This is a genomic window from Saccharopolyspora soli, assembly GCF_022678645.1.
Taxonomy (GTDB): Bacteria; Actinomycetota; Actinomycetes; order Mycobacteriales; family Pseudonocardiaceae; genus Saccharopolyspora; species Saccharopolyspora soli.
On record NZ_JALBWV010000005.1, the window covers coordinates 178,370 to 200,049 of the forward strand.

A 21,680-nucleotide genomic window follows, 5' to 3' on the forward strand; every position below is an offset into this window, starting at 1 on the left:
CGGTCGATCTCGGGCACCGCGAACGTCGTTGGCATGCAGTTGAACGGCCGCGTTCACGGAGTTCTCGTGGCAGTCGGGACCCACTGGCACGCGTCTCGCTCGATGGTGGTTTTCTCGCTACCGGACGCATCCGGGATCTCTTCAGGAGGAATTACCTTGAGCAGCACTGAGACCGCCCCGCCGCGCTGGAGCGACCAACCGGCTCCAGCCACCGCCGAGGAATGGATCAGCCGCGCGCGCGAGGTCGCCACGCTCCTGGCCGCCGACGCCGTCGCTCGCGACCGCGCCGCTGCCACCCCGTACGACGAGGTCCAGCTGCTCAAAGACGCCGGGTTGGTCACGCTGCTCGGTCCAACCGAATTCGGTGGCGCCGGGCAGGATTGGGTCACCGCCTACCGCGTGGTCCGCGAGGTCGCCGTCGGCGATGGCTCCATCGGACAGCTGCTCGGTCACCACTACGTTTGGTCGTGGGCCATGCGACTGGTCGGCACACCCGAACAGATCACCGAGGTCGAGCGGCTCTACACCACCAACAACTACTTCTTCGGCGGTGTGGTCAATCCCCGCGACCACGAGCTGACCGTCACCGATGAGGGCGAGGCACTCGTCTTCCGCGGCAAGAAGTACTTCTCCACCGGGAGCAAGGTCTCCGACCTCACCGTGCTCGAAGGCGTGCTGGAGACCAGCGGCCAGAACGTCTTCGCGATCGTGCCCTCCATGCAGGACGGCATCGTCTTCGGCGACGACTGGGACAACCTCGGGCAACGACTCACCGAGTCCGGCAGCGTGGAGATCAACGAGGTGCGGGTGCCCTGGTCAGCGGCGGCAGGATATGTCGACAAGCAGTTCCAGCCATCGGCCTACGGCACGCTCCACGTACCCGCGCTGCACCTGGTGTTCGCGAACTTCTACCTCGGCATCGCGCAAGCCGCCCTGCGCGCCGGAGCGTCCTACACACGCCGACACACCCGCCCCTGGCCCTACGGCAAGGAGAACAAGAACTCAGGAGCCGAAGAGTTCTACATCCTCGACGGATACGGCGACCTGCAAGCGAAGCTCTGGGCCTCCGAAGCCCTGACCGACACGGCGAGCGCGAACCTCGCGCGGTTGCTGCACGCTGACCGGCAATCCGTCACCGCCGAGCAACGCGGCCAAGCCGCAGTCCTCGTCGCCGCCGCGAAACAACGCGCCATCGATGTCGGACTGGAAACGAGCACCCGCATCTACGAACTCACCGGAGCCCGAGCCACGGCCAATTCTGTCGGCCTGGACATCTACTGGCGCAACCTGCGCACGCACAGCCTGCACGACCCGGTCGCCTACAAACGCGTGGAAGTAGGCCGCTACACCCTCCTCGGCCAACTCCCGGACCCCACCCCGTACACCTGATCCAAGCAGCACGACCCGCGAGCTCAACTGATCCTGCGGACGTCGAGGGGTGTTTCAACGGCAGTGTTGTCAGGGCCGGGTTCGACCTGGTACGCACCAACGTTGTTGTGCTCGGCAAGTGCTTCGACCAGTTCCGTGCCGCGGTAGAGCAAGCCGACGCCGTCGTCCGTGGCGTAACCAGGAGGCAGCGCACCGGACGCGACCAGTGACTGGAACAGCGGTCGGCGTTCGGGTTCGCTGTCGTAGTGGACGCCGTTCGACCACGGGAGCAGGCCGAGCCCGTTCGTCACCGGCTGGAGCGCGGGACCGAATGAGTCGGTGGTCCCGCCGACGTGCCAGCAGATCGAGCCAGCCGATACGCCGGTGAGGACGACGCCAGCCTGCCATGCTTCCCGGATGACGGTGTCCAGGCCGTGCAGACGCCACATCGCCAGCAGTCCGGCGACACTGCCTCCCCACACCCACAGCAGGTCTTGGGCCAGCAGGTGCTCGCGAAGGTCGCTGACGTTCGGCCTTGGAAACAGGGCGAGGTGGCTGGCCGCCCACCCCTCGCGCCATGCGTTGTCGTAGAAGGTCGCGATCACGCGGTTGTCGTCACCACAGGCGGTTGCGAGGAAGCACACGCGCGGCGCCCGACCGGTTGCTCCGGCGAGATCGACAGCGTATCGGGTCAACGGGCCGACCTCCCATTGCAGCCGCGCGGAGGCTCGAAAACCACCCGAGGTGGCGAGAATCGTCGGAACGTCAGCAGGCACGCGCCGAGACTACCGGCGACCACACCTCATTCGTGCAGCGGAGCGTTCCGGAAGCGTAGTGGTAGGACGACACCTCATCCCCGATCTCGTCCACATGAGACAGATATCCGTGAAAACCCAGCAACCGCAGGACAAACAGGACTTCTGCGATCGTTGACACTGCTACCACGAGGCCGTAACATCACGGAAACATAACTCCATATCACGGAAGAAGGCCAGATGCAGCGGAGACTGCGCACCGTCGCTTCGGGACTTGCTCTGACGGTATTCGCCTTGGTCGGCACGCCCGGGTTGGCGGGTGCGGCACCGAAGGCGCATGCCGAGCCCCTGGAAACCACCGACCACTACGTGGTGCACACATCCGAGATCCCGGTGATCAAGGGCCAGGTCGACCACCTCTACGTGCAGCAGACCCGACTTGCCGAGGACAAGGGGGCCAGCCGCGGCGCGGTCGTGATCGTGCACGGCGCGACATACCCGACCGAGACCGCGTTCAACCTGCGCTACCAGGACTACAGCTACACCGATTTCCTTGCCCGGCAAGGCTTTGACGTGTACACGATGGACATGGAGGGATACGGCCCCTCATCGCGCCCGTGGCCGATGGAGGATCCGTGCAACCTCAGCGCGAGCGACCAGGACCTGGTCGGCCCGGTCACCCCGCAGCCCTGCGGCGACCCGAGCTACGCCAAGGTGCTCAGCACGAACCAGGCCGAGTGGAGCGCGCTCGATTCGGTGGTCGACTGGGTCCGCGCCCGCGACGGCGTGGACAAGGTCAACCTCGTCGGCTGGTCGATGGGCGGCATGCGCACCGGCGGCTACGCCTCGTCGCATCCGGACAAGGTGAACCGGCTGGTGCTCTTCGCACCCGCGTACGCGCCCACCTCGCCCGACTCCCCGCCCGCCGAGCAGCCGGACGGGGCGCCGTACACGGTGTCCAACCACGACCAGTTCCTGACCCGCTGGAACGCCGAGGTGGACCCGGCGCAGTGCCCCGGCCAAGTCGATCCGGGCGCGCAGGAACAGATGTGGCAGCAGAACCTCGCCGCGGACCCGGTCGCCGCGACCTGGGGTGTGGGTTTCATCCGCCGCCCGATGTCGGTGAACACCGGTTGGAACCAGGCGGCCGCGGCTCGGGTTTCCGCCCCGACGCTGCTGATCGCCGGTGACCTCGACCGCACCGTGCCACCGGAATCGGTGTACCAGCTCTACAACGACCTCGGTTCGCGGGAGAAGCTGTACCTGCAGGTGCACTGCGGCTCGCACTTCGCACTCAACGAGTCGCAGTACCGAATGCTCCAGCAGGTAACGGCGAACTGGCTGCAGCAACAACCAATCGCAGGCCAGCACACCGGAGTCGTCCAATCCACACAGCTGGCCGGCGGCCGCTGAGCGATGCGTGGAGGCCGCGCGCCGCGGCACACGGCCTCCATCCGGATTCAGCAGTAACCACTTGAAGAACTGCGCCTTGTGCCGGTGGGCGCGTCCACAATGGATCAGCAGGAATGACCGATCACGCCAGGCCCTTCCGGAGGCGGTAGGCCGGGCGGAGCTCGGTGGCGCGGGCTGTTCGTCGGCGGTCGATGGCCAGGTAGGTCACCGCCAGGCCGCTGAGCGCCCAGACGACCAGCAGTGCGATCGGCCCGCCGTCCGGGTTGAGCCCGCCGGTGATCGCCCGCAGCGCGTCCTGCGCGGGGCCGACCGGCAGCGCCTCGGACAGCGACCCGAGGACGGCGGGCACTGCGGCGATGAAGCCGTTGGCCAGGACGATCAGTCCCACCAACATCGCCGCGAACCGCCCGATGCCGCCGAACGCCGCCGCCAGCGCCTGGTTGACCGCGCTGAACGCCACCGCCGTCAACACGAGCAACCCGGCGCAACCGAACCACTGGCCCGCCGAAAACTCGCCGGTGATGCCGACAACCACGGCCACCAGCAGACCCTGCACCACCGCGAGCGCGGTGGGCAGCCGGAATTGCGCTAGTGCGAGCCGGAAGGACGACCTGGTCGATTCCAACGTCCGCTCCGGCAGCGGGCGCAGCACCAGGAATGTGATCACCGAGCCGACCCACAGCGCGAACACCGCGTACAGCGACAGGCCGGACGAGCCGAACCCGAGGGTGGTGCCCCCGGCGGTCGTGACCGGGTTCGCCACGGCCTCTGCCAGCTTCTCCCGGTCCCCGTCCGGGTACTTGGGAAGCTGTCCCACCGCTTGGCCCAAACCGTCCGAGAGCTGTCCCGAGCCGTCGCCGAGTTGCCGCGCGCCGTCGGCGAGCCCTTGCGTGCCGTTGGCGAGTTGCTGTGCGCCGCTGGCGAGTTGGTCGGCACCAGTCCTGGTTTGCGACAGCCCGTCCGCGAGCTGCGTTGCGCCGCTGCCCAGCTGTTCGGCTCCCCCGGCGAGCTGATCGATGCCGCCCGCCAGCGCGGGCAGCCCGCCCCCGGACTCCGGAGTGCGCCCGGCCATTGCGCTCAGGCCACCGGAAACACCGTTGCTGGCCTGCTGCAACTGCCCGCCGCCGTCGGCGAGCGCGTGCGCGGTCGCCGCTTGGACGGCGAGCTGGTTGCACATCGGCAGCACGCCGACCGGGCACTGCTCGGACAGCTCGGCGAGGTTCTGCGACATGCCTTGCAGCCCGCTGTTGAGCTGCTGCATGCCCTGCGCCTGCTGCGCGGAGACATCGGCCAACGTGCCGACCTGGCCGGGCAATTGGGCGGTCTGCTGCTGGATCTGGTTGAGCCCGCCGCTCAACGCGCCCGCGCCCGCAGCCAATTGCCCCGCGCCGTCGTCGAGTGCGCCGAGCCCGTCGGCGAGCGCCCGCGATCCATTCGCCAGTTCGCCTGCGCCGCCCGCGAGTTGGTCGGTTCCGCCAGCGAGTTGCTTGGCGCCGTCGGCCAGCGAGGTCGCGCCCTTCGAGGCGTCGCCGAGCTTGTCGCCCAGCGTGTTGAACCCGACGTAGACGTTGTCCAGGTACGTCGTGGTCAACTGCTGTCCGAGCAGGTTCGCGGCCGTGGCAGTCACCACCCGGCTGATCGCCTCGTCCGCGAGGCGGCTGCGGTCCCCGGTGCTGACGTCGATCGTGGCGCGCTTGGCCTGCGCCGGATCGCCGGAGAACGAAGTGGCGGCCGCGGAGAAGTTCTTCGGGATGGTCACCACCGCGGCGTAGCTGCCGTCCGCCAAGCCTTCGCGCGCCGTCTCCGGCGTGGCGAACTCCCAGGTGTAGTTGCTCTTGATCTCGCCGCCGACCAGTTTCGCGGACAACTGCCGCCCCAGCGGGGTGAGCTGGCCGTTGACCTGCACCGGTTCGTCGTTGTTCACGATCGCGGCCTTGACGTCCTTCAGCCGGTCCTCGGGTTTGCCCAGCGACCAGGTGAGCAGGCCCGCGATGGCCAGCGGTACCAGCAGCAGGCCGAGCAGGGGCAGTAAGCGGGAGCGGTGGCTCGACCGCTCCTTCGGCGACGTGCGCACAGTGATTTCCTCTGCTTTCTAGCGGATCGCGCCGGAGACGAGTTCGGGCATGTCGGCCGCGTCATCGCGCAGCTCGGTGACCGAACGGGCAGCGGGCAGGATGTCGCGCACCTCGGCCAGGCCGGTGGTGCCAGCCAGCACGGCGGCGCGGGAGCTGGAGAGCAACTCCCGGATCTCCAACCGCTCGGCGGGATCGGCGACCCGGTCGGTGCGATCGAGCACGAGCATCGCGGGGTTCTCCGCGAGCGCGTGCCGCACCGACTCCGCACCGCCTTCGCCGACGTCGACGTAAGCGACGCGCGAGCGCACGGACGAGCCGCGCGCGGGCAACACGTAGCCGAGGACCTTCAGCTTGCCCGCGTCCGGTTTCAACCGGCCCGACAAGGTCAGCAGCAGCGAGCTGATCGCCGACTCCTGCGGGCCGCGCACGACGTGCACCCCGTGGCGCGGCACCAGGAATCCGACGTCGCGGTAGACCGGTTCGCCGGTGGCCGGGTCGGCCAGCCGCAGTCCTTCGCAGGCGATCGCCTCGTCGGAGCCCGGACGCGGCCAGTCGGCCAATTCCAGTTCCTCCCGCAGGTTCTCGCCTTCCACGTCGAAGGACGGCAGCGCGCGGTCCAGCTTTCGCGGCATCCACCAAGCCCGGTCCCCCAGCAGCGCCAGCACTGCCGGGACCAGCGTCATGCGCACGACGAAAGCATCGACGAAAACGCCGACGGCGAGGCCGAGCGCGATCGGTTTCAGGTTCGCGTCGCCTTCCGGCACGAACGCGATGAACACCGCGAACATGATCAGCGCGGCGGCGGTGACGACCTTGGCGGAGGAGACGAACCCGCTGTTGATCGCGCCGTGGGCGTCGCGGGTGCGCACGAACTCCTCGCGCATCCGCGAAACCAGGAAGACCTCGTAGTCCATGGCCAACCCGAACAGCACGCCCATCAGCACGATCGGCATGAAGCTGATCACCGGGCCGGTGCGGGCCACGCCGAACCAGTCGGCCAGCCAGCCGTGCTGGAACACCAACGTGACGATGCCCAGCGAAGCGCCGATGCTGAGCAGGTAGCCGAGCGTCGCCTTGATCGGCACCGCGATGGAGCGGAACACCATCGTCAGCAGGATCAGCGACAGCCCGACCACGACCACGGCGAACGGCAGCAGCGCGGCACCGAGCTTGTCCGAGACGTCGATGCCGACGGCGGTGAAGCCGGTCACCGAGATGTCCACGCCGTAGGTCTGCAGGAAGTGCCCGCGCAGCGAACGGATCTCGTCGACGAGCTGCTTGGTCTGCTCGGAGTCCGGCGCACCTTCCGGGATGACCTGCACGATGCCGGTGTCGGCGGTCGGGTTCGGCGTCGCCAGCGGCACGTCGGCCACGCCGGGCAGCTTCTCGATCTCGGCTTTGAGGTCGTTCATCAGCCCGAGCGGGTCGGTGCTGGTGACGATGTTGCCGGTGACGATCAGCGGGCCGTTGAAGCCCTTCGGGAAGTGCTCGGAGATCAGGTCGTAGGTGACTCGGGCCGGGTCTTCCTTCGGCAGCGCCCCGGAATCGGGCAGCGCGAGCCGCAACCCGGCGGCAGGCAGGGTCGCAATGCCCAGGACACCGACCACCACCAGCACGGTCACCAGCGGGAAGCGGGTCAGCACGCCCACCCAACGGCTGAACAAGCGCTCACCGAACGGACGTTTGGCCCGCTTCATGGGCTGTCGCGGCCGGAGTCGGTTGCGGGCGAAACCCAGCAGCGCGGGCATCAGCGTCACCGACACCAGCACGGCGATGCCGACCCCGACGGCGCCCGCGATGCCCATCGTGGTCAGGAAGGGAATGCCCGCCACGCCGAGCCCGGCCAGCGCGATCATCACGGTAAGCCCGGCGAAGATGACCGCTGATCCGGCGATAGCCGTAGCCCGCGCGGCGGCTTCCTGCGGCGGCACACCACGGGTCAGCTCCTGCTGGTGGCGGGCGACGATGAACAGCGCGTAGTCGATGCCCACCGCCAAGCCCAGCATCAGCCCCAGCAGCGGCGTGGTGGCGGTGATCGGCCCGAGCACGGTGGCGAGGAAGATCAGCGCGGTGGAGACGCCCACCCCGATCAGCGCGTTGATCAGCGGCATCCCCGCAGCCAGGAACGAGCCGAGCGTGATCGTCAGCACCACGATCGCGATCACCAGCCCCAGCGCCTCGGTGACGCTCACGCCGGGGAATTCCTGCGCGAACAGCGGCCCGCCGTAGGACGCCCGCGCCCCTTCCGGCAAGCGGTCCTGGAGATCGTGGGAGATCTCGCCGATGTGCTCCTTGGTGGGCTCACCGATCGTGGACACCTCACCGTCGAGCTGGGCCATGATGATGGCCGCCCGGCCGTCTTCGCTGATCGCGCCGCCGAGGTTCGCGTCATAGGGCGAGATGACCGAGGCGACCTCGGGCATGCCGTTGAGCTCGTCGACGGCATGATCGATGGCCGCGCGCACGGCGGGATCCCGCACCCCTTCCGGAGCCACCGCGATGATCTGCGCGGAAGCGCCGCTGGTCTGCGGGAACGTGACCGACAGCCGGTCCAGCGCCTGCTGCGCCTCGGTGCCCGGAATGGCGACGCTGTTGTCCAGCCCCTTGTTGAACAGGAGCGCTCCGCCACCGGCGACAGCGAGCACGAGCAGCCAGATCACCAGCACGGTCTTGCGCGCGGCGAACGCTCGGCGACCGACTGAGTAGAGGAACGAGGACACACCGAACTCCCTGTCACCGGACGCGACGGACCGGCTCATGCCACTGGGACGGGGGAATTGGATACAGCACTGTATCCGATACAAGAGCGTATCCGATAGCATGGTGCTGTCGCACCTGGCTGCACTTCCGGCGTCGAAACCGCTGGTCCCGGGCTTAGCCCTCAAGGAGGAGAGTTCGCGTGAACACGAGCAAGGCCACCGGTGCGCCGGAAGGTGGCACGCGGAAGACCGCGCGCCGGGCCAAGACGCGGGAGCGGCTGCTGGACGCCGCGTACCGGCAGTTCAGCGAGCACGGCATCAACGGCACCTCCATCGAGGCCGTCACCGACGACGCCGGGTTCACCCGCGGCGCGTTCTACTCCAACTTCGCCAGCAAGGAGGAGCTGTTCTTCGCCCTCGCCGAACGGGAGAACCGGCTTCGGTTGGAGAACCTGCGCGAGCGGTTCGACGACGCGGTCGCCATGCTCGGGCGCACCGGTCGGAAACCCGATCCGGAGCTGATCGAAGAGGTGATCGCCGACATCCTGGCGGCCCAGCCGGAAAACCGGCAATGGTGCCTGCTCAACAGCGAGTTCCGGTTGTTGGCGATGCGCGACCCGGCGGTGGCGCCGCAGTTCCTGGAGAGTTCGCACGCCTTCCAGCGCGAGTTGGCCACGATGGTGCAAGCCGCGCTCGCCTCGGTGGGCCTGCGTTTCCTGATCGACCCGCTGCACCTGACCCGACTGCTGATCAACCAGTTCGAGTCCGCGATGCAGGAAGCGATCCTCTCCGGAGCCGAAGACGCCGAACGCGCCGCCCGCGACGGAGTGATGAACACCCTGCCGTCCCTGGTCCACCGCTTGACCGAATTCCATCCCACCGACCCGAAGTGACGCCGTCGAGATTCCGAGCCCGGCGCGGTGACAACGGTCAGCTTTCGGGCTTGCGGCCCGGTCCGGTGAGGAGGTCCTGCACGATGGGTCCCAGCCATGCCGTGATCGTGTCGTCGAGCCCCTGGGCTGGTGACCGGCCCAGACGGTGTCACGGAGACGAGCCGTTTCCGGCGCACTACCGGCAGAAGGTCGAGAACCTGGCTCAGCAGTACGCCATCGAAATCGGGGTGCACGTGCTGTCGCCGGATGACACGCGCTTAGCCGCACCGGCTCGTTCGCGCGCCAACAGGCGAGTTCGAGCCGACCGTTTAGGGTGCTGAAGCCCGCGAGACCTGAACACGTTGCACAACGACCCCTTGCAGGGTCGTGCGCACCACCAGCCCATGCGATACCAGCGACGAACCCGACAGCGCGGGTACCCGCGGATCTCACGCCATCTTCACGCCCGGCGTTTCACAGTCGACCTGCGGACAAGGGAAATCTCCATGGCCGCCCACCGCGGCGCGGACCGACGCAGCTCCAGCTCGCGGAAATTCATCAGCCGCACGCACCGCGTGCCGAAAGCTCGCGATCTCCAGAACACCAATGCGCCAAAGGTTCACGCCGAGCGCATTGCGCCACACCACACGACCCCTATCGTGGTTAGTAGAAAGCCGGTGTCGAGAATCTCGCCCGATGGTCAGCATTTCCGGGCGCACAGCTCGCAACCACCATTGATCGTCGACGATCCAACAGATCTCGGCGGCGGATCAGCACGGGCCGCGATCTACCCGAGAAGTCCTTGAAACAGTGGAGAATTGACATGCCGGGCCTGTTCGACGAACTCCGGTCACCGTGGCCGTACGGTGCTTTCTCCTTCTACACATCCCGACCGCGTTCCAGACCACCGCGCCCGCGCAACAGACCCAGCAGCCCAGCCGAGGTGCTCGAACGCCTGCTGGAGGGGCTGCGCGGACAGGTGATCGAAGTGGGCTCGGGCAACGGCGTGAGCTTTTCGCACTATCCGTTCGGAGTTGACGAAGTTCTCGCAGTGGAGCCGAACGCCCTCTACCGCAGAAGAGCCGTCAAAGCCGCGGCGATGTCATACGTGCCAATAGAGGTCGTGCCCGGCCATGCGAACTCGCTGCCCGCGCCGAACGCCAGCAAGGACGGCGCGGTCATCTCGCTCCTGCTGTGCACGGTCGCCTCGCCCGCCGAAGCCTTGGCGGAACTGCACCGGGTGCTGCGCCCAGGAGGAGAACTGCGGTTCTACGAACACGTTCGAGCTGACCGACCGTTCCCCGCCTGGATGCAGGACACCATTACTCCCCTGTGGCAACGCTGTTTCCGCGGCTGCCACCCGAACCGCGACGCGGTGTCGGCCATCGAAGAAGCCGGGTTCGAGATCGTCGCGATCATTCCCTTCATGCTCAGCTGGGCACGCTTCGGTCCGATAGCACCGCGCGTGATAGGACGCGCCATTCGACCCGAATCCGCACGCTGACCGCCCGCGGTCGCAACACCGAGCACAGCGCCAACACGCACATCCTCAGCGGAACGTAGGTGCGCCGCGGCCTCCGCCGCCGAGCCGAGCGTCAGAAGGTCAGCACGAGTCGGCCGCGGGAGCCGCCAGCTTCGAGTCGGCGGTGCGCGTCGGCGGCCTGCTCGGCGGGAAACTCCTGGGCCACCCGCAACGAGAGCTGTCCCCGCTCGACCAGCACGCGGAGCTCATCCAGCTTGTCGCGGGCGTGTTGGTAATCCGGAACCCACACGTCGCGGACGGTGACACCGGTCAAGACAGCGGCAGCGCCCCGTTCTCCGGGACGGCGGACGATCGCCACCTGCCCACCGTCGCGCAGGGCAGGCACCACATCGGCCCCGAGCAGCGCAGCGTCGAGCACTGCCGCGACGCCAGCCGGAACGGCCTCCCGGAAGCGCTCGCCCACCCCGGTCCCACGGCGGACGACGGCGTCGGCGCCGAGCTTGCGCACCAGTTCCTCGTCCCCCGGTGCCGCGTCGGCAACAACGCGCAGGCCCGCCACCTTGGCCAGCTCGACCGCGTACCCACCGACCGCCCCGGCAGCTCCGGTGACCGCGAGCCATTCGCCGGGCGCGAGATCGAGCAGGTCCAGGGCACGGCGCGCGGTGAGCCCGTTCATCGGCAGGGTCGCCGCCTCGACGTGGCTGGTCCCGGCCGGGGCGCGGGTGACCTGGGTGGCTGCCAGGACCAGGTACTCCGCATAGGCACCGCCCGAGGGCTCGACCTGGCTGACCATCGCCATCACCCGGTCCCCGATGCGCAGGTCGGTCGCGGTGCCGGGGCCGATCTCGTCGAGGATTCCGGCGGCCTCCAGTCCGGGTCGGTACGGCGGGGTGAGCCTGCCGACCAGCATCGAGTCGATGTCGCCGATCCGGAGCAGGGTGTCGGCGGGATTCACCGTCGCCGCGCGCACCCGGACCCGGACCTGCCCAGGCCCAGCGTGCGGTTCGGGGATCTCGACCACGCGCAACACATCCGGGCCGCCGTACTCAGGCACTGCTACTGCCTTCATCACGTTCCATTCGGTATCTGGCGAGCGGGTAGGTATTCGTTGAATACTGTCCTGATGAGGATCCCGCCCGGCCCCGCTGCCGCTCAAGAAGGCACTTCGAACTCCCCTGGTACCTCGGGGGAAACCGCCCCCGGCTGCGACATCGACGCGGCTCGCTCCGCACTCGTGCGCAGCCTCCTGGGGCGCATCGGCGACAAGTGGTCCGTCATCGTCATCTGCAAGCTGGGCAGCCAGCCACGGCGGTTCAACGAACTGCGCCGCCTGTGCGACGGCATCACGCAGCGGATGCTCAGCTCGACGCTGCGCAATCTCGAACGCGACGGCATCGTGTCGCGCACCGTCTTCCCAACGGTTCCGCCGGGCGTGGAATACGCGCTGACCGACACCGGCCGAAGCCTGTTGGAGATCGTGCAGGCCCTCGCCTCCTGGGTGGACGCCAATCTCGACACCATCTGCGACGCCCGCGCCAACTACGACCAGCGGACCAACCACCCCACGCACCCGTGACGTCGGGCTCGGGATCAGCTGGTGCCGTCACAACCTGGTTCGCAGGTCGTGGCGAGTGGTGCTCACTCGGTCAGCAGGCGCGGCGCTGGCAGCAGGACCTCGGCGGGCACCGGTTCCCAGGACGGCAGTCCGTCGCCGCCTCGGACCACCCGGCCGAACGCTTGATCGCCGAAGTGGAACCCGAAGCCCATCGTGCCCGGCTGTTCGAGCTCCGCGACCAGCCGCCGACGCGCGGCGAGCACGCGCACGGCGTCGATGTCCGGCCGCGACGACCAGTCCGGATGCGTGATCTGCGCGGGGATGTGGAAGACGTCGCCGAACACGATCACCCGCTCGTCGCCCGCCGCGATGACGAACGACGTGTGCCCTGGGCTGTGTCCCGGCGTCACGAGGGCGCGCACGCCGGGGAAGATCTCCTCGCCGTCGGCGATGACCGTGTGCTCACCGGTGAGCGGCACGATCACCTCCGAGCGCGGCGGCGCACCCGGGATCGTCTCGCCTCGGCCGTGCGGTGCCCACTCCTCGGCGGCCACCAGGTAGCGGGCGTTCGGGAAGAACTTGCGGTGCCCGGTGTCCCCGTTCGCCGCGAACGCCCAACCGGTGTGGTCGATGTGCAGATGCGTGAACGCCACCGCCTCGACGTCCGCTGGCGACCGGCCCAGCGCGGTGAGGGTGGCGGGCAGGTCGCCTGAGTCGCCGATGCCGACCGTGGTGTCGCCGACCGGCACGGGACCGTCGAAGTCGCCCAACCCGGCGTCGACGAGCAGCGTCCGGCCGTCTCGCTCGACGAGCAGCCCGCCCGCCGACATCGCGACGCGGCCCCGCGCGTCCACCGCTTCCGGATGGTTCGCCCAGTACTCGGCTGGCACGTCCGGGAAGAATTCGGACGGGAACATCGCCATGGCCCCGTCAACGACGTATGTCAACTTCGTCCCGCCCAGTTCGAGCGAGCGGACGCACGACTGATCTCCTACTGCTCCCGGCACCGGACCTCCCCGTTTTGCCCTCCTCGACTCCTCGGGCCCAATGGTATGTCCGCGAAGATCGCGGCGATCTTCTCCGGCGCCCCCATGTTCAGGGACGCTCGGATCAGCGGCTGTGCAGCCAATCCGCCCAGACCGCCAGCGCCTCGTCCGGATCGCGGCGCCCCACACCGATGCGGAATCGGTCCGTCGGCGTCGGCGTGAGCTCCGAGCGGTAGATGTTCGCGGGCAGCAGGAGGACACCGCGCTGTTCGACGAGTTCGGTGCACATCGCCTCGACGCCGTCAGCACCGAGGTACCGCGGAAAGCACACGCAGCCGCCGCGCGGCGGCGCCCACTCGAAGAGGTCCGGGTATCGGCGGAAGAACGCGTCGAAGCGCGGCACGTTGTCGGCGATGATCGCCCGGTTGCGCGCCAGGATCAGGGTCCGGGCGCGCAGCGCGATCAGCGCCAGGACCTCGCTCGGTGCGGAGTTGCAGATCGACGTGTAGTGCTTGGCCCGTTCCAGCCGACCGAGGATTTCCCTGTCGCGGCAGGCGATCCAGCCGATCCGCAGGCCCGGCAAGCCGTATGCCTTCGACATCACGTTCAGCGACAGCGCCGAGGTGGACAGGTCCGCGGCCTGCGGAAGCGCCGCCACCGCATCGAGCTCAAGCCCCCGGTACACCTCGTCGCTGAACAGCAGGATGCCGCGCTCTTCGCACAGCCGCACCAAGCTCGTCCACGTCTCAAGATCCGGTACCGCGCCGGTCGGGTTGTTGGGGAAGTTGACCGACACGAGCCGGGTGTTGGGACGCAGTTGCCGCTCGACCTCGGCGACGTCCAGGGCCCAGCCCTCGTCCGGTCGCAGCGCGACACCCGAAACCTCGCACACCGACAGCGGAATCGTCTCGGCGGCCTGGTAGTTCGGTGTGATCACGACGGCGTGGTCCGACGGCTCCAGCAACGTCCGCATCGCCAGGTACAGACCTTCCTCCGCACCCGCGAAGCACAAGACGTCCCCGGACTCGACTTCCGCGTAGGTCGCGGCGATCTCCTCGCGCAGCGCTGGCAGGCCGTAGGTCTCGGTGTAGCCCAGCGACAGGTTCTCCCACCGCTTCCTCCCGTCGTCGTCGGCCAGCGCCAGCAGCTCCGAGACCGTCATGGTCTGCACGTCTGACGCGGTGAGGTGGTAGCGAGCGGTGAACTCCCAGCGGGAGAAGTAGGTCTCCAGGCGGAAGTCAGGAAGCGTCGGCATCGGATTCCTTCCGGATTTCGGCGAGCAGCTGGTAGGCCGCCGAACGGGACATCCGCAGCGCGCGTGCCACCACTGGCACGGATCTGCGCTGGGAGAACACCCCGGCGCCATCCAGCCGCGCCAGCAGCACCAGCCGCTGCTGGCGGGTCAGCTGCTCGACCGGGGTGGCGTGGTCGCGGACGAACTCGCCGACCACCTCGTTGAGCCTCTCGGTCCAGTCGTGTTCGAACAGGGTCCGGGGCTGACCCGTCGACGGTGCGGCGAACCCGGAGAGCAGCCGAGCTGCCTCGTCGAAGGCGGTGCGGTCGACGTTCACGCACAGCACGACCTCGGCGCGCCCGTCTTCGTCCCGGACGACGGCGCTGACGCTCGACAGCCGCCGCCCATCGGGTAGCGACTTCGGATACGGCCCGTACACGTCCTTCTCGGCCGGCCGCAGGCCATCGAGCTCGCCCAGCAGCGAGGGATCACCTGGTGCCCGGCCCGAAAACCCGTTCCAGATCCCGATCACCCGGTCGTCCCGCGGATCGTGCAGCACGACCTCGGCGTGCGGCGACAGCAGCCGCACGATCGCCTCGCAAACCGGCGCCCACCGAGCAGCCAGATCACCCATGTCGTGGACAGTACATCCAGAATCGACAAGCAGTCCAACCGACTCCGGTCCAGGCGAACGGATCATGTTGTGTTGATCACTGTTTTTGACGTGTTTGTCCGGAACCTCGCCGGTCCCCCGCTCCGTTGCTATGGACGTGCACGATGATCCGGGAAGTAGTCACCGCGCCTCGCGGCTCTCGCGGGGCGCGGGTCCCGCAGGGACACATGTCAGGCCGCCGGAGGCAGTGAGTCCTTTGTGGATCGTCGAGATGAGTTGAATTCGCCCGCCGATCCGCACATTCCGCGCCGTCTGCGTCTGGGAATCGTCAATCCGGCCGACTCGCGGTCCCGCCCGTGCCAAGCTGGCCGGGCCGCGGTGCCACCCCACTTCGACGGAGGAGCCGCACCAACCGCTACATCCACCGCGATCAACTGACAACATCGAATTGGGAAAGGGCCAAGCAGATGGTCTTCAAGAAGCTTCTGGGCGCACTCGGGGTCGGCGGCCCGTCGGTGGACACCGTGCTGCAGCACTCGCACGTCCGCCCCGGCGAACACCTCGCCGGAGAAGTCCGCATCACCGGTGGCAACCAGGACGTCACCATCGAACACATCGCACTCGGTCTGGTGACGCGGATCGAAACCGAGCACGGCGACCACGAAGGGCACGCCGGGGTGGAGTTCCACCGCGTCGTGGTGGGCGGACGTTTCCAGCTCGCCGAAGGCGAGAACACCACGATCCCGTTCGAACTCCCGGTGCCGTGGGAAACCCCGATCACCAGCGTCTACGGACAACACCTGCACGGCATGGTCCTCGGCGTGCGCACCGAACTGGCCATCGCCAAGGTCGCCGACAAGGGCGACCTGGACCCGATCTCGGTGGAGCCGCTGCCCGCGCAGGAAAAGGTGCTGGAAGCGTTCTCCCAGCTCGGCTTCCACTTCCGCAGCGCCGACCTGGAACACGGCCACCTGCACGGCGTCCACCAGGAACTGCCGTTCTACCAGGAGATCGAGTTCTACCCGCCGCCGCAGTTCGCCGGGCGCATCAACGAGGTCGAGCTGACCCTCATCGCCAGCCCGCACGGCCTGGACGTGGTGCTGGAGGCCGACAAGCGCGGCGGCTTCTTCACCCCCAGCCACGACGCCTTCGGCCGCTTCCACGTCACCCACGAAGAAGCACTCACCACCGACTGGGCCGGGCAGATCCACGGCTGGCTGGAACAAGCCGCCGAACGACGCGGCGCGATGGGCGGCCACGGCCACCACGGCTACGGCCACCACGACGACCACCATCACCACGGCTCCGGGATGGGCGGCATGATCGCCGGTGCCGCCCTGGGGGCCGGTGCCGGGATCGTCGGCGGCATGATCGCGGGCGAGGTGATCGACGAAGTCGGCGACTTCTTCGAAGGCGACGAAGAATTCTGACCCCACCACGACAGCGGGCGTCGGGCGTGTTCCCGACGCCCGCTGTGCGTGCTGCGACACCGGTAGCGCAAAGCCCATGGCCGCGCATGGGCGGCGGGTCGAGTCAGTTGGCGAAGAAGTCGGTGATGCGGCCGGTCCAGGTCCGGATGTCGTCCACCGACCTCGACACGTGCAGCGTCGAGCCGGGAATCAGTTCGTGCAGCCGTTCCGCCGTTGATACCGGGTGCAGCGGATCGGTGTCCCAAGCCAGGATCAGGGTCGGGTGGCGCAACGTCGCGATCGCCTCGGGCTCCGGCAGATCCGACCTGCCGACACCTCTGAGGATCGGTGCGAGCAGGTGGTCAGCGACATCGGGGGTCAGGTCGAACTTCGGGTACTCGGCGAAGATCGGCAGCGGCTCCGCGTGCGCCCACTGCTGACGCCATGCCGCAGCGCCGCGTCCGTCGATGTCGTCGGCGGCGTCCAGGTACCACTGCTTCGCCTGTCCGGCGCCGCTTTCCCAAGCGACGGGTGGGATCAGCAGCGCCAGGCGGCGGAAGCGGTACGGCTCGGCGAGCGCGGCGCGCAGGGCCGTGTCGCACCCCAGGGAGGAACCCGCGAAGTCCAGGGGCTCGTCGACGTCCAACGCGTCGATCAGTCCGAGGAGGTCGCGGGCGAAATTCTCGAACCGGTAGTCCTCGGTGATCGGACGCCCCGTCGACCGGCCGTGGCCGCGCTGGTCGTAGGTCAGCAGGCGGTGGTCAGCGGCCAACGACTCGAAATCGAACAGATCCAGCCGCCGCACGGCATCCCGGCTGAGCATGACGCCGTGCGCATAGCCGACCGGCGACCCGGAACCGGTGAACTGGTAGGCGATCCGCGCGCCCTCGCGTGTGAAGTACCTGTCCGAACACATCAGCCCGCTCCTCGACGTCCACCCATCCGACCGGTTCTGCCGAACCCCAAATTTTGTACCCCATACAGCTAGGGGGTATCAAGCGATTCGGGCGAAGGGAACCTTTTACCAAGTAGCTGAGTAATTGGTGCCCTTCACTCCGCACCCGAACGGGAACGCCAGTGCCGTCCGCGGGGATTCAGTTCGCGCCCAGCTCCCCCTTGGTTCGTTTCCAGTTTTGGGAGCGGTACCAGATGTGGGAATGTGGTGCTGTGGACACGCTTGATCTGCTCCTGCACCCCGTCCGGCTGCGCATCGTGCACGCCATGTCCGGCGCGCGCACGCACACCACGTCCGACCTGTGCGCCCGCCTGCCCGACGTCCCCAAGACCAGCATCTACCGGCACGTCGGTCTGCTGGCCGAGGCGGGCGTGCTGGAGGTCGCCGACGAACAGCGCGTGCACGGTGCCGTCGAACGCCACTACCGGCTGCGCCGCGAGCGGGCGAGGATCGACGCCGAGGACGCCGCGTCGATGTCCCTGGCCGACCACCGCCACGGGTTCGCCGTGGGCATGGCCGCCCTGCTCGCCGAGTTCAACGCCTACCTCGACCGGGAGGGCGCCGACCCGACCGCCGACTCGGTGGGCTACCGGCAGGGCACCCTCTGGCTCAGCCCGGACGAACTCGCCGAGATGATCGACGCGCTGCGCCAAGTCCTCGCGACGAGGTCGAGCAACGAACCCGCGCCGGGGCGCAGACCCCACTTGCTGAGCCTGATCCTGTTCCCCACCGAAGAACCCGGCGCTTGACGCACCAGGCGGGGCAGCTACTCGCCGGTGAGCCCGTCGATCGACTCCCGGAGGAGGTCCGCATGGCCGTTGTGCCGCGCGTACTCCTCGATCATGTGGCACAGGATCCAGCGCAGGCTGGGTGCCCTGCCGTCCGACCGGGGACGCCTGCTCGGCTGCTCCAGGCCACCGTTGGCCAACGCCTCCGCGACCAGGGAACGGGAACGGGCCACAGCGTCCTGCCAGAGCTCGCGGAGTTGCTCCGGGGTGTCCTCGGCGGCCGAGTGCCAGTCCCAGTCAGGGTCGGCGCTCCAGTCCACCGCGTCCCACGGGGACGCCACGTCGAGCCCGTGCAACCGCCGGGCGAACCAGCCGTGTTCCACGTAGGCCAGGTGCTTGAGGATCCCGCCGAGGGTCATCGGCGAGGGGCCGACGGTCACTGCCAGGCCAGCCGCGTCGAGCCCATCGCACTTCCACGCCAGGGTCGCGCGCTGGTAGTCCAGGAACCCCAGGAGGGTGGCGGTCTCGTCGCCCGCGATGGGCGGATCCAGTCGCCCCTGCTCGTCCACGTTGGTCACGGCTGGTGAGCTTACCCGCGCGGTCCGCGGCGGCCAGTGGTTTTTCAAGACGCGGCCGGGCTTTCGGGCACATGCGTCCGAGACCGCGCGGACGGGTAGCCAATAGCAGTGAGCAGTGAAAACGTGCACATCGCGCCCATCTGGGCGGCGGTGGCCGATTGCGGCGCGGGAATGAGCCTGCGCCGCTGCGGCGTTGCGCGAAGCGAACCACTGCTGAAGTCCTGATCTCTCGGAAGGCGGCTCATGGACAACCGGACAACGGCCTTGATCACCGGGGCATCGTCGGGCATCGGCCAGGCCTACGCGCAACGCCTCGCGGCGCGCGGCCACGACCTGGTCCTGGTGGCCAGGCGCGCGGACCGGTTGGCGGAACTCGCCGCAGACCTGCGCTCCGTGCACGTCAAGGCGCTGCCGGTGGACCTGGCCGTGGGCGATGGCATCGCGGCCGTGGAAGCGGAGATCGCCGGGAATCCGGATCTCGCGGTGGTGGTCAACGCGGCCGGGATCGGCGCTCTGGGGCCCCTGGTGGATGCCGACGTGGCCGACGTCGAGCAATTGGTCACGCTGAACGTGCTCGCGCTGACTCGGCTGTCGCGCGCGGCCTTGTCGGCGTTCCGCGCACGCGGTGGTGGGCAGCTCGTCAACATCGGCTCGCTGGGCGCCTTCCGCGCGCCGCCCGGTGGGGCGGCCTACGGCGCGTCCAAGGCGTACGTGCTGCACCTCTCCCGCGCGCTGCAACGCGAGACCGCCGACACCGGCACACAGGTCCAGGTCGTCCTGCCGGGACCGGTCCGCACCGAGTTCTTCGACGCGGCCGGGAGCGATGCCACGCTATTCCCCGACGAATCCTTCATCACCGCCGAGGAACTGGTGGACGCGGCGCTCTCCGGACTCGACCGGGGCGAACTCGTGTGCATCCCGACCCTGCAGGACGTCGCCGCGTGGGAGCGGGTCGCAGCCCTGCAGGACGAACTGCGCGATCTGGCCGGACTGCGCGGGATCATCGCCCCTCGATACACCCCGGCAAACCGAACAAAATGAAAATAACGGTCTGCCAGGACCGTTCGTACCTGCACCGCAGCTCGTGACCTCTCCGCCCGCCGGGCCGAAACACGCCATCGACCAATTTGGATCCAAATTCGACCCCGGGACCGAGGAGCGCGGGCTCGGCCCTCCGAGGACTTGGATGGGTGGACGGCTTGCGGGGAGTCCCGGCTGACTCCGTGCCGATTTCGCGCGAAATCGGCAAAAACCCCACGCCGATGCGGCTTCCCCGAAGTGATCGACATCGTCTTTCGCCTGGTCATGAAGGCGGCGCCGATCCCGGTCGTGTTGCCAGTGCATTAACTCCACGGCGCCGATCTTTGCCGCAGGAATTGGATTTGATCTGATAGCTTCACCCCAGCGAACGAGGCGATCTGACGGAATCGAGCCCAATGAACCGAAGTATCCGCGCAGTCCTGATTCTCCTGATCGCCACGCTCTGCCTCGGCACGGCCGCCTGCGGCATCGAACCGGCAACCGCCAGCCGCGGCCCCGGCACGGTCGTCATCGACACCGCGAACTATCCATCCACATTGGATCCAGGAAAGCAGTACGACACCGACACCTACTCGGTGTACCGCAACATCTTCGACCAACTGCTCCGCCGGGACTCCCGCACGAACGCCGTCGTGCCGTGGCTCGCGACGGCGTGGCGGCAGACCGACCCGGTCACGTGGCGGTTCACCATGCGGCAAGGCGTCACCTTCAGCGACGGCAGCCCGCTGACGGCGAACGACGCCGCCTTCTCCATCAACCGGATCCTGGACAAGAAGTTCGGCAGCCAGCAGTACGCGAACTTCTCCGTTATCAGCCAGGCCAGCGCCGACGGCGCGGACCTGGTGGTGCGCACGTCGGTCCCCTCCCCCACGCTGCTGAGCTACCTGACGACGCTGTCCGTGGTCCCCCAGGCGTACGTGCAGCGGGTGGGCGACAAGAAGTTCGCCGTCGCCCCGATCGGATCCGGCCCGTTCGTCCTGCAGTCCGCCACCGCCGGTTCGGAAGTGGTGCTGCAGGCCAATCCGCGCTGGTGGGGCCCGCCGACGCAGATCCGCACCGCCGTCTTCCGCGCGGTGCCCAACATGGCCAGTCGGGTGGCCGACCTGCAGTCCCGCAAGGCGGATCTGGCCACCACGCTCACCCCGGACGCGGCCGACCAGATCCGCCGCGACCCGAAGCTCGCCATCCTGTCCACGCCCACCGAGCGCGTCGCCTACGTCGCCTTCAACGCCATCGGCGGCGGGCCGACCAACGATCCGCGCGTGCGCAAGGCCATCGCCGAAGCGATCGACTACGACGCGCTGATCCACAACCTGCAACGCGGCTACGCCCAGCCGATCAACTCGATGGCGACGCCGCTGGCCTTCGGTTACGACACGTCGCTGCCGAACAACAAACACGATCCGGAAGACGCGAAGCGCCTGCTGCGGGAGGCCGGGGCGGTCGGCGCGAAGCTGGTCATGGCCACGTCGCCGTCGTTCGATCCGCAGGTCGTGCAGGCCATCCAGGCCGACTTGGCCGCGGTCGGGCTCCAGGTCGAGATCCAGAACAGCGACCAGGCGACCTACCTCAAGAAGGTGCAGGACCCCGCGCACAACTGGGGTTCGGTCCGGTTCGGCAGGTGGTCCTGCTCGTGCCTGGACTCCGACGGCGTCATCTACCCGCTGTTCCACACCGGCGAGATCTGGAGTTCCTACAGCAATCCGGAATTCGACGGGCTCGTCGAGCAGGCCCGCGAGGTCACCGATCCGCAGCACCGCATGGCGTTGTACCGCGCCGCGTTCGAACTGCTCAACCGGGACCTGCCCGGCATCGGCCTGTTCCAGTCCTACGCGATCTACGGCGCGAACTCGCGTCTGCAGTGGACACCGGACGCCTCGGAAAGCCTGTTCCTCGACCAGATGAAGGTGAGCTGA

General features: G+C 68.3%; 18 protein-coding genes. 9 read left to right on the plus strand and 9 right to left on the minus strand.

The features are described from left to right. The first annotated feature begins 156 nt into the window (after positions 1-156). Positions 157-1,389, plus strand: a complete 1,233-nt coding sequence (locus tag MOQ72_RS05780) for an acyl-CoA dehydrogenase family protein (RefSeq protein ID WP_242181025.1) — start codon at positions 157-159, stop codon at positions 1,387-1,389. Between the two features lie 23 nt (positions 1,390-1,412). Here the strand turns inward: MOQ72_RS05780 and MOQ72_RS05785 are convergent, their stop codons facing one another. Further along, positions 1,413-2,144 carry a Type 1 glutamine amidotransferase-like domain-containing protein gene (locus tag MOQ72_RS05785; RefSeq protein WP_242181026.1) on the minus strand — a complete coding sequence of 244 codons (732 nt, stop codon included), beginning with the start codon at positions 2,142-2,144 and terminating at the stop codon, positions 1,413-1,415. Positions 2,145-2,363: 219 nt separating this feature from the next. On the opposite strand from MOQ72_RS05785, the gene MOQ72_RS05790 reads away from it, so the two are divergent. Beyond that, positions 2,364-3,536: an alpha/beta hydrolase gene (locus MOQ72_RS05790; RefSeq protein WP_242181027.1), complete on the plus strand. Its 1,173-nt coding sequence runs from the start codon at positions 2,364-2,366 to the stop codon at positions 3,534-3,536. A 121-nt stretch (positions 3,537-3,657) separates the two neighbouring features. Here MOQ72_RS05790 and MOQ72_RS45100 read toward each other — a convergent pair whose 3' ends face one another. Both MOQ72_RS45100 and MOQ72_RS05800 read right to left on the minus strand, forming a co-directional pair. Next, on the minus strand, positions 3,658-5,610 hold the full coding sequence (locus MOQ72_RS45100) for a YhgE/Pip family protein (RefSeq protein ID WP_242181028.1): 1,953 nt from the start codon (positions 5,608-5,610) through the stop codon (positions 3,658-3,660). Between the two features lie 18 nt (positions 5,611-5,628). After that, entirely contained in the window at positions 5,629-8,331 is a 2,703-nt protein-coding gene (locus MOQ72_RS05800) for an efflux RND transporter permease subunit (RefSeq protein WP_242181029.1), read from the minus strand. Positions 8,332-8,510: 179 nt separating this feature from the next. Here MOQ72_RS05800 and MOQ72_RS05805 point away from each other — a divergent pair, with 179 nt between their 5' ends. Together MOQ72_RS05805 and MOQ72_RS05810 are read left to right on the plus strand one after the other, a co-directional pair. Then, positions 8,511-9,203, plus strand: a complete 693-nt coding sequence (locus MOQ72_RS05805; protein ID WP_242181030.1) for a TetR/AcrR family transcriptional regulator — start codon at positions 8,511-8,513, stop codon at positions 9,201-9,203. A gap of 802 nt (positions 9,204-10,005) precedes the next feature. Next, positions 10,006-10,686, plus strand: a complete 681-nt coding sequence (locus MOQ72_RS05810) for a class I SAM-dependent methyltransferase (RefSeq protein WP_277953593.1) — start codon at positions 10,006-10,008, stop codon at positions 10,684-10,686. A 91-nt stretch (positions 10,687-10,777) separates the two neighbouring features. On the opposite strand, the gene MOQ72_RS05815 is transcribed toward MOQ72_RS05810, so the two are convergent. Beyond that, on the minus strand, positions 10,778-11,734 hold the full coding sequence (locus MOQ72_RS05815) for an NADP-dependent oxidoreductase (protein ID WP_242181072.1): 957 nt from the start codon (positions 11,732-11,734) through the stop codon (positions 10,778-10,780). 54 nt (positions 11,735-11,788) lie between these two features. On the opposite strand from MOQ72_RS05815, the gene MOQ72_RS05820 reads away from it, so the two are divergent. Continuing rightward, positions 11,789-12,241 (plus strand): winged helix-turn-helix transcriptional regulator, encoded by a 453-nt coding sequence (locus MOQ72_RS05820; protein ID WP_242181032.1) that lies wholly within the window; start codon positions 11,789-11,791, stop codon positions 12,239-12,241. Positions 12,242-12,303: 62 nt separating this feature from the next. Here MOQ72_RS05820 and MOQ72_RS05825 read toward each other — a convergent pair whose 3' ends face one another. From MOQ72_RS05825 to MOQ72_RS05835, 3 genes are all read right to left on the minus strand, one after another. Next, on the minus strand, positions 12,304-13,227 hold the full coding sequence (locus MOQ72_RS05825) for an MBL fold metallo-hydrolase (protein ID WP_242181033.1): 924 nt from the start codon (positions 13,225-13,227) through the stop codon (positions 12,304-12,306). A gap of 103 nt (positions 13,228-13,330) precedes the next feature. Further along, the gene (locus MOQ72_RS05830; protein WP_242181034.1) at positions 13,331-14,461 is read right to left on the minus strand and encodes an aminotransferase class I/II-fold pyridoxal phosphate-dependent enzyme; all 1,131 of its coding nucleotides are present in this window, start codon (positions 14,459-14,461) and stop codon (positions 13,331-13,333) included. Further along, positions 14,445-15,074 (minus strand): helix-turn-helix transcriptional regulator, encoded by a 630-nt coding sequence (locus tag MOQ72_RS05835; RefSeq protein WP_242181035.1) that lies wholly within the window; start codon positions 15,072-15,074, stop codon positions 14,445-14,447. Before MOQ72_RS05835 ends, MOQ72_RS05830 begins: the two co-directional genes overlap by 17 nt. Positions 15,075-15,520: 446 nt before the next feature. Between MOQ72_RS05835 and MOQ72_RS05840 the strand changes: the two genes are divergently transcribed. After that, entirely contained in the window at positions 15,521-16,483 is a 963-nt protein-coding gene (locus MOQ72_RS05840) for a sporulation protein (protein ID WP_242181036.1), read from the plus strand. 103 nt (positions 16,484-16,586) lie between these two features. Here the strand turns inward: MOQ72_RS05840 and MOQ72_RS05845 are convergent, their stop codons facing one another. Further along, entirely contained in the window at positions 16,587-17,378 is a 792-nt protein-coding gene (locus tag MOQ72_RS05845; protein WP_242181037.1) for an alpha/beta fold hydrolase, read from the minus strand. Positions 17,379-17,629: 251 nt separating this feature from the next. Between MOQ72_RS05845 and MOQ72_RS05850 the strand changes: the two genes are divergently transcribed. Continuing rightward, complete coding sequence (locus tag MOQ72_RS05850) at positions 17,630-18,166, plus strand: helix-turn-helix domain-containing protein (RefSeq protein WP_242181038.1); 537 nt, start codon at positions 17,630-17,632, stop codon at positions 18,164-18,166. Between the two features lie 17 nt (positions 18,167-18,183). Here MOQ72_RS05850 and MOQ72_RS05855 read toward each other — a convergent pair whose 3' ends face one another. Continuing rightward, positions 18,184-18,723, minus strand: a complete 540-nt coding sequence (locus tag MOQ72_RS05855) for a DinB family protein (RefSeq protein ID WP_242181039.1) — start codon at positions 18,721-18,723, stop codon at positions 18,184-18,186. Between the two features lie 243 nt (positions 18,724-18,966). Here MOQ72_RS05855 and MOQ72_RS05860 point away from each other — a divergent pair, with 243 nt between their 5' ends. After that, positions 18,967-19,764 (plus strand): SDR family NAD(P)-dependent oxidoreductase, encoded by a 798-nt coding sequence (locus MOQ72_RS05860; RefSeq protein ID WP_242181040.1) that lies wholly within the window; start codon positions 18,967-18,969, stop codon positions 19,762-19,764. Between the two features lie 395 nt (positions 19,765-20,159). Then, on the plus strand, positions 20,160-21,680 hold the full coding sequence (locus MOQ72_RS05865; RefSeq protein WP_242181041.1) for an ABC transporter substrate-binding protein: 1,521 nt from the start codon (positions 20,160-20,162) through the stop codon (positions 21,678-21,680).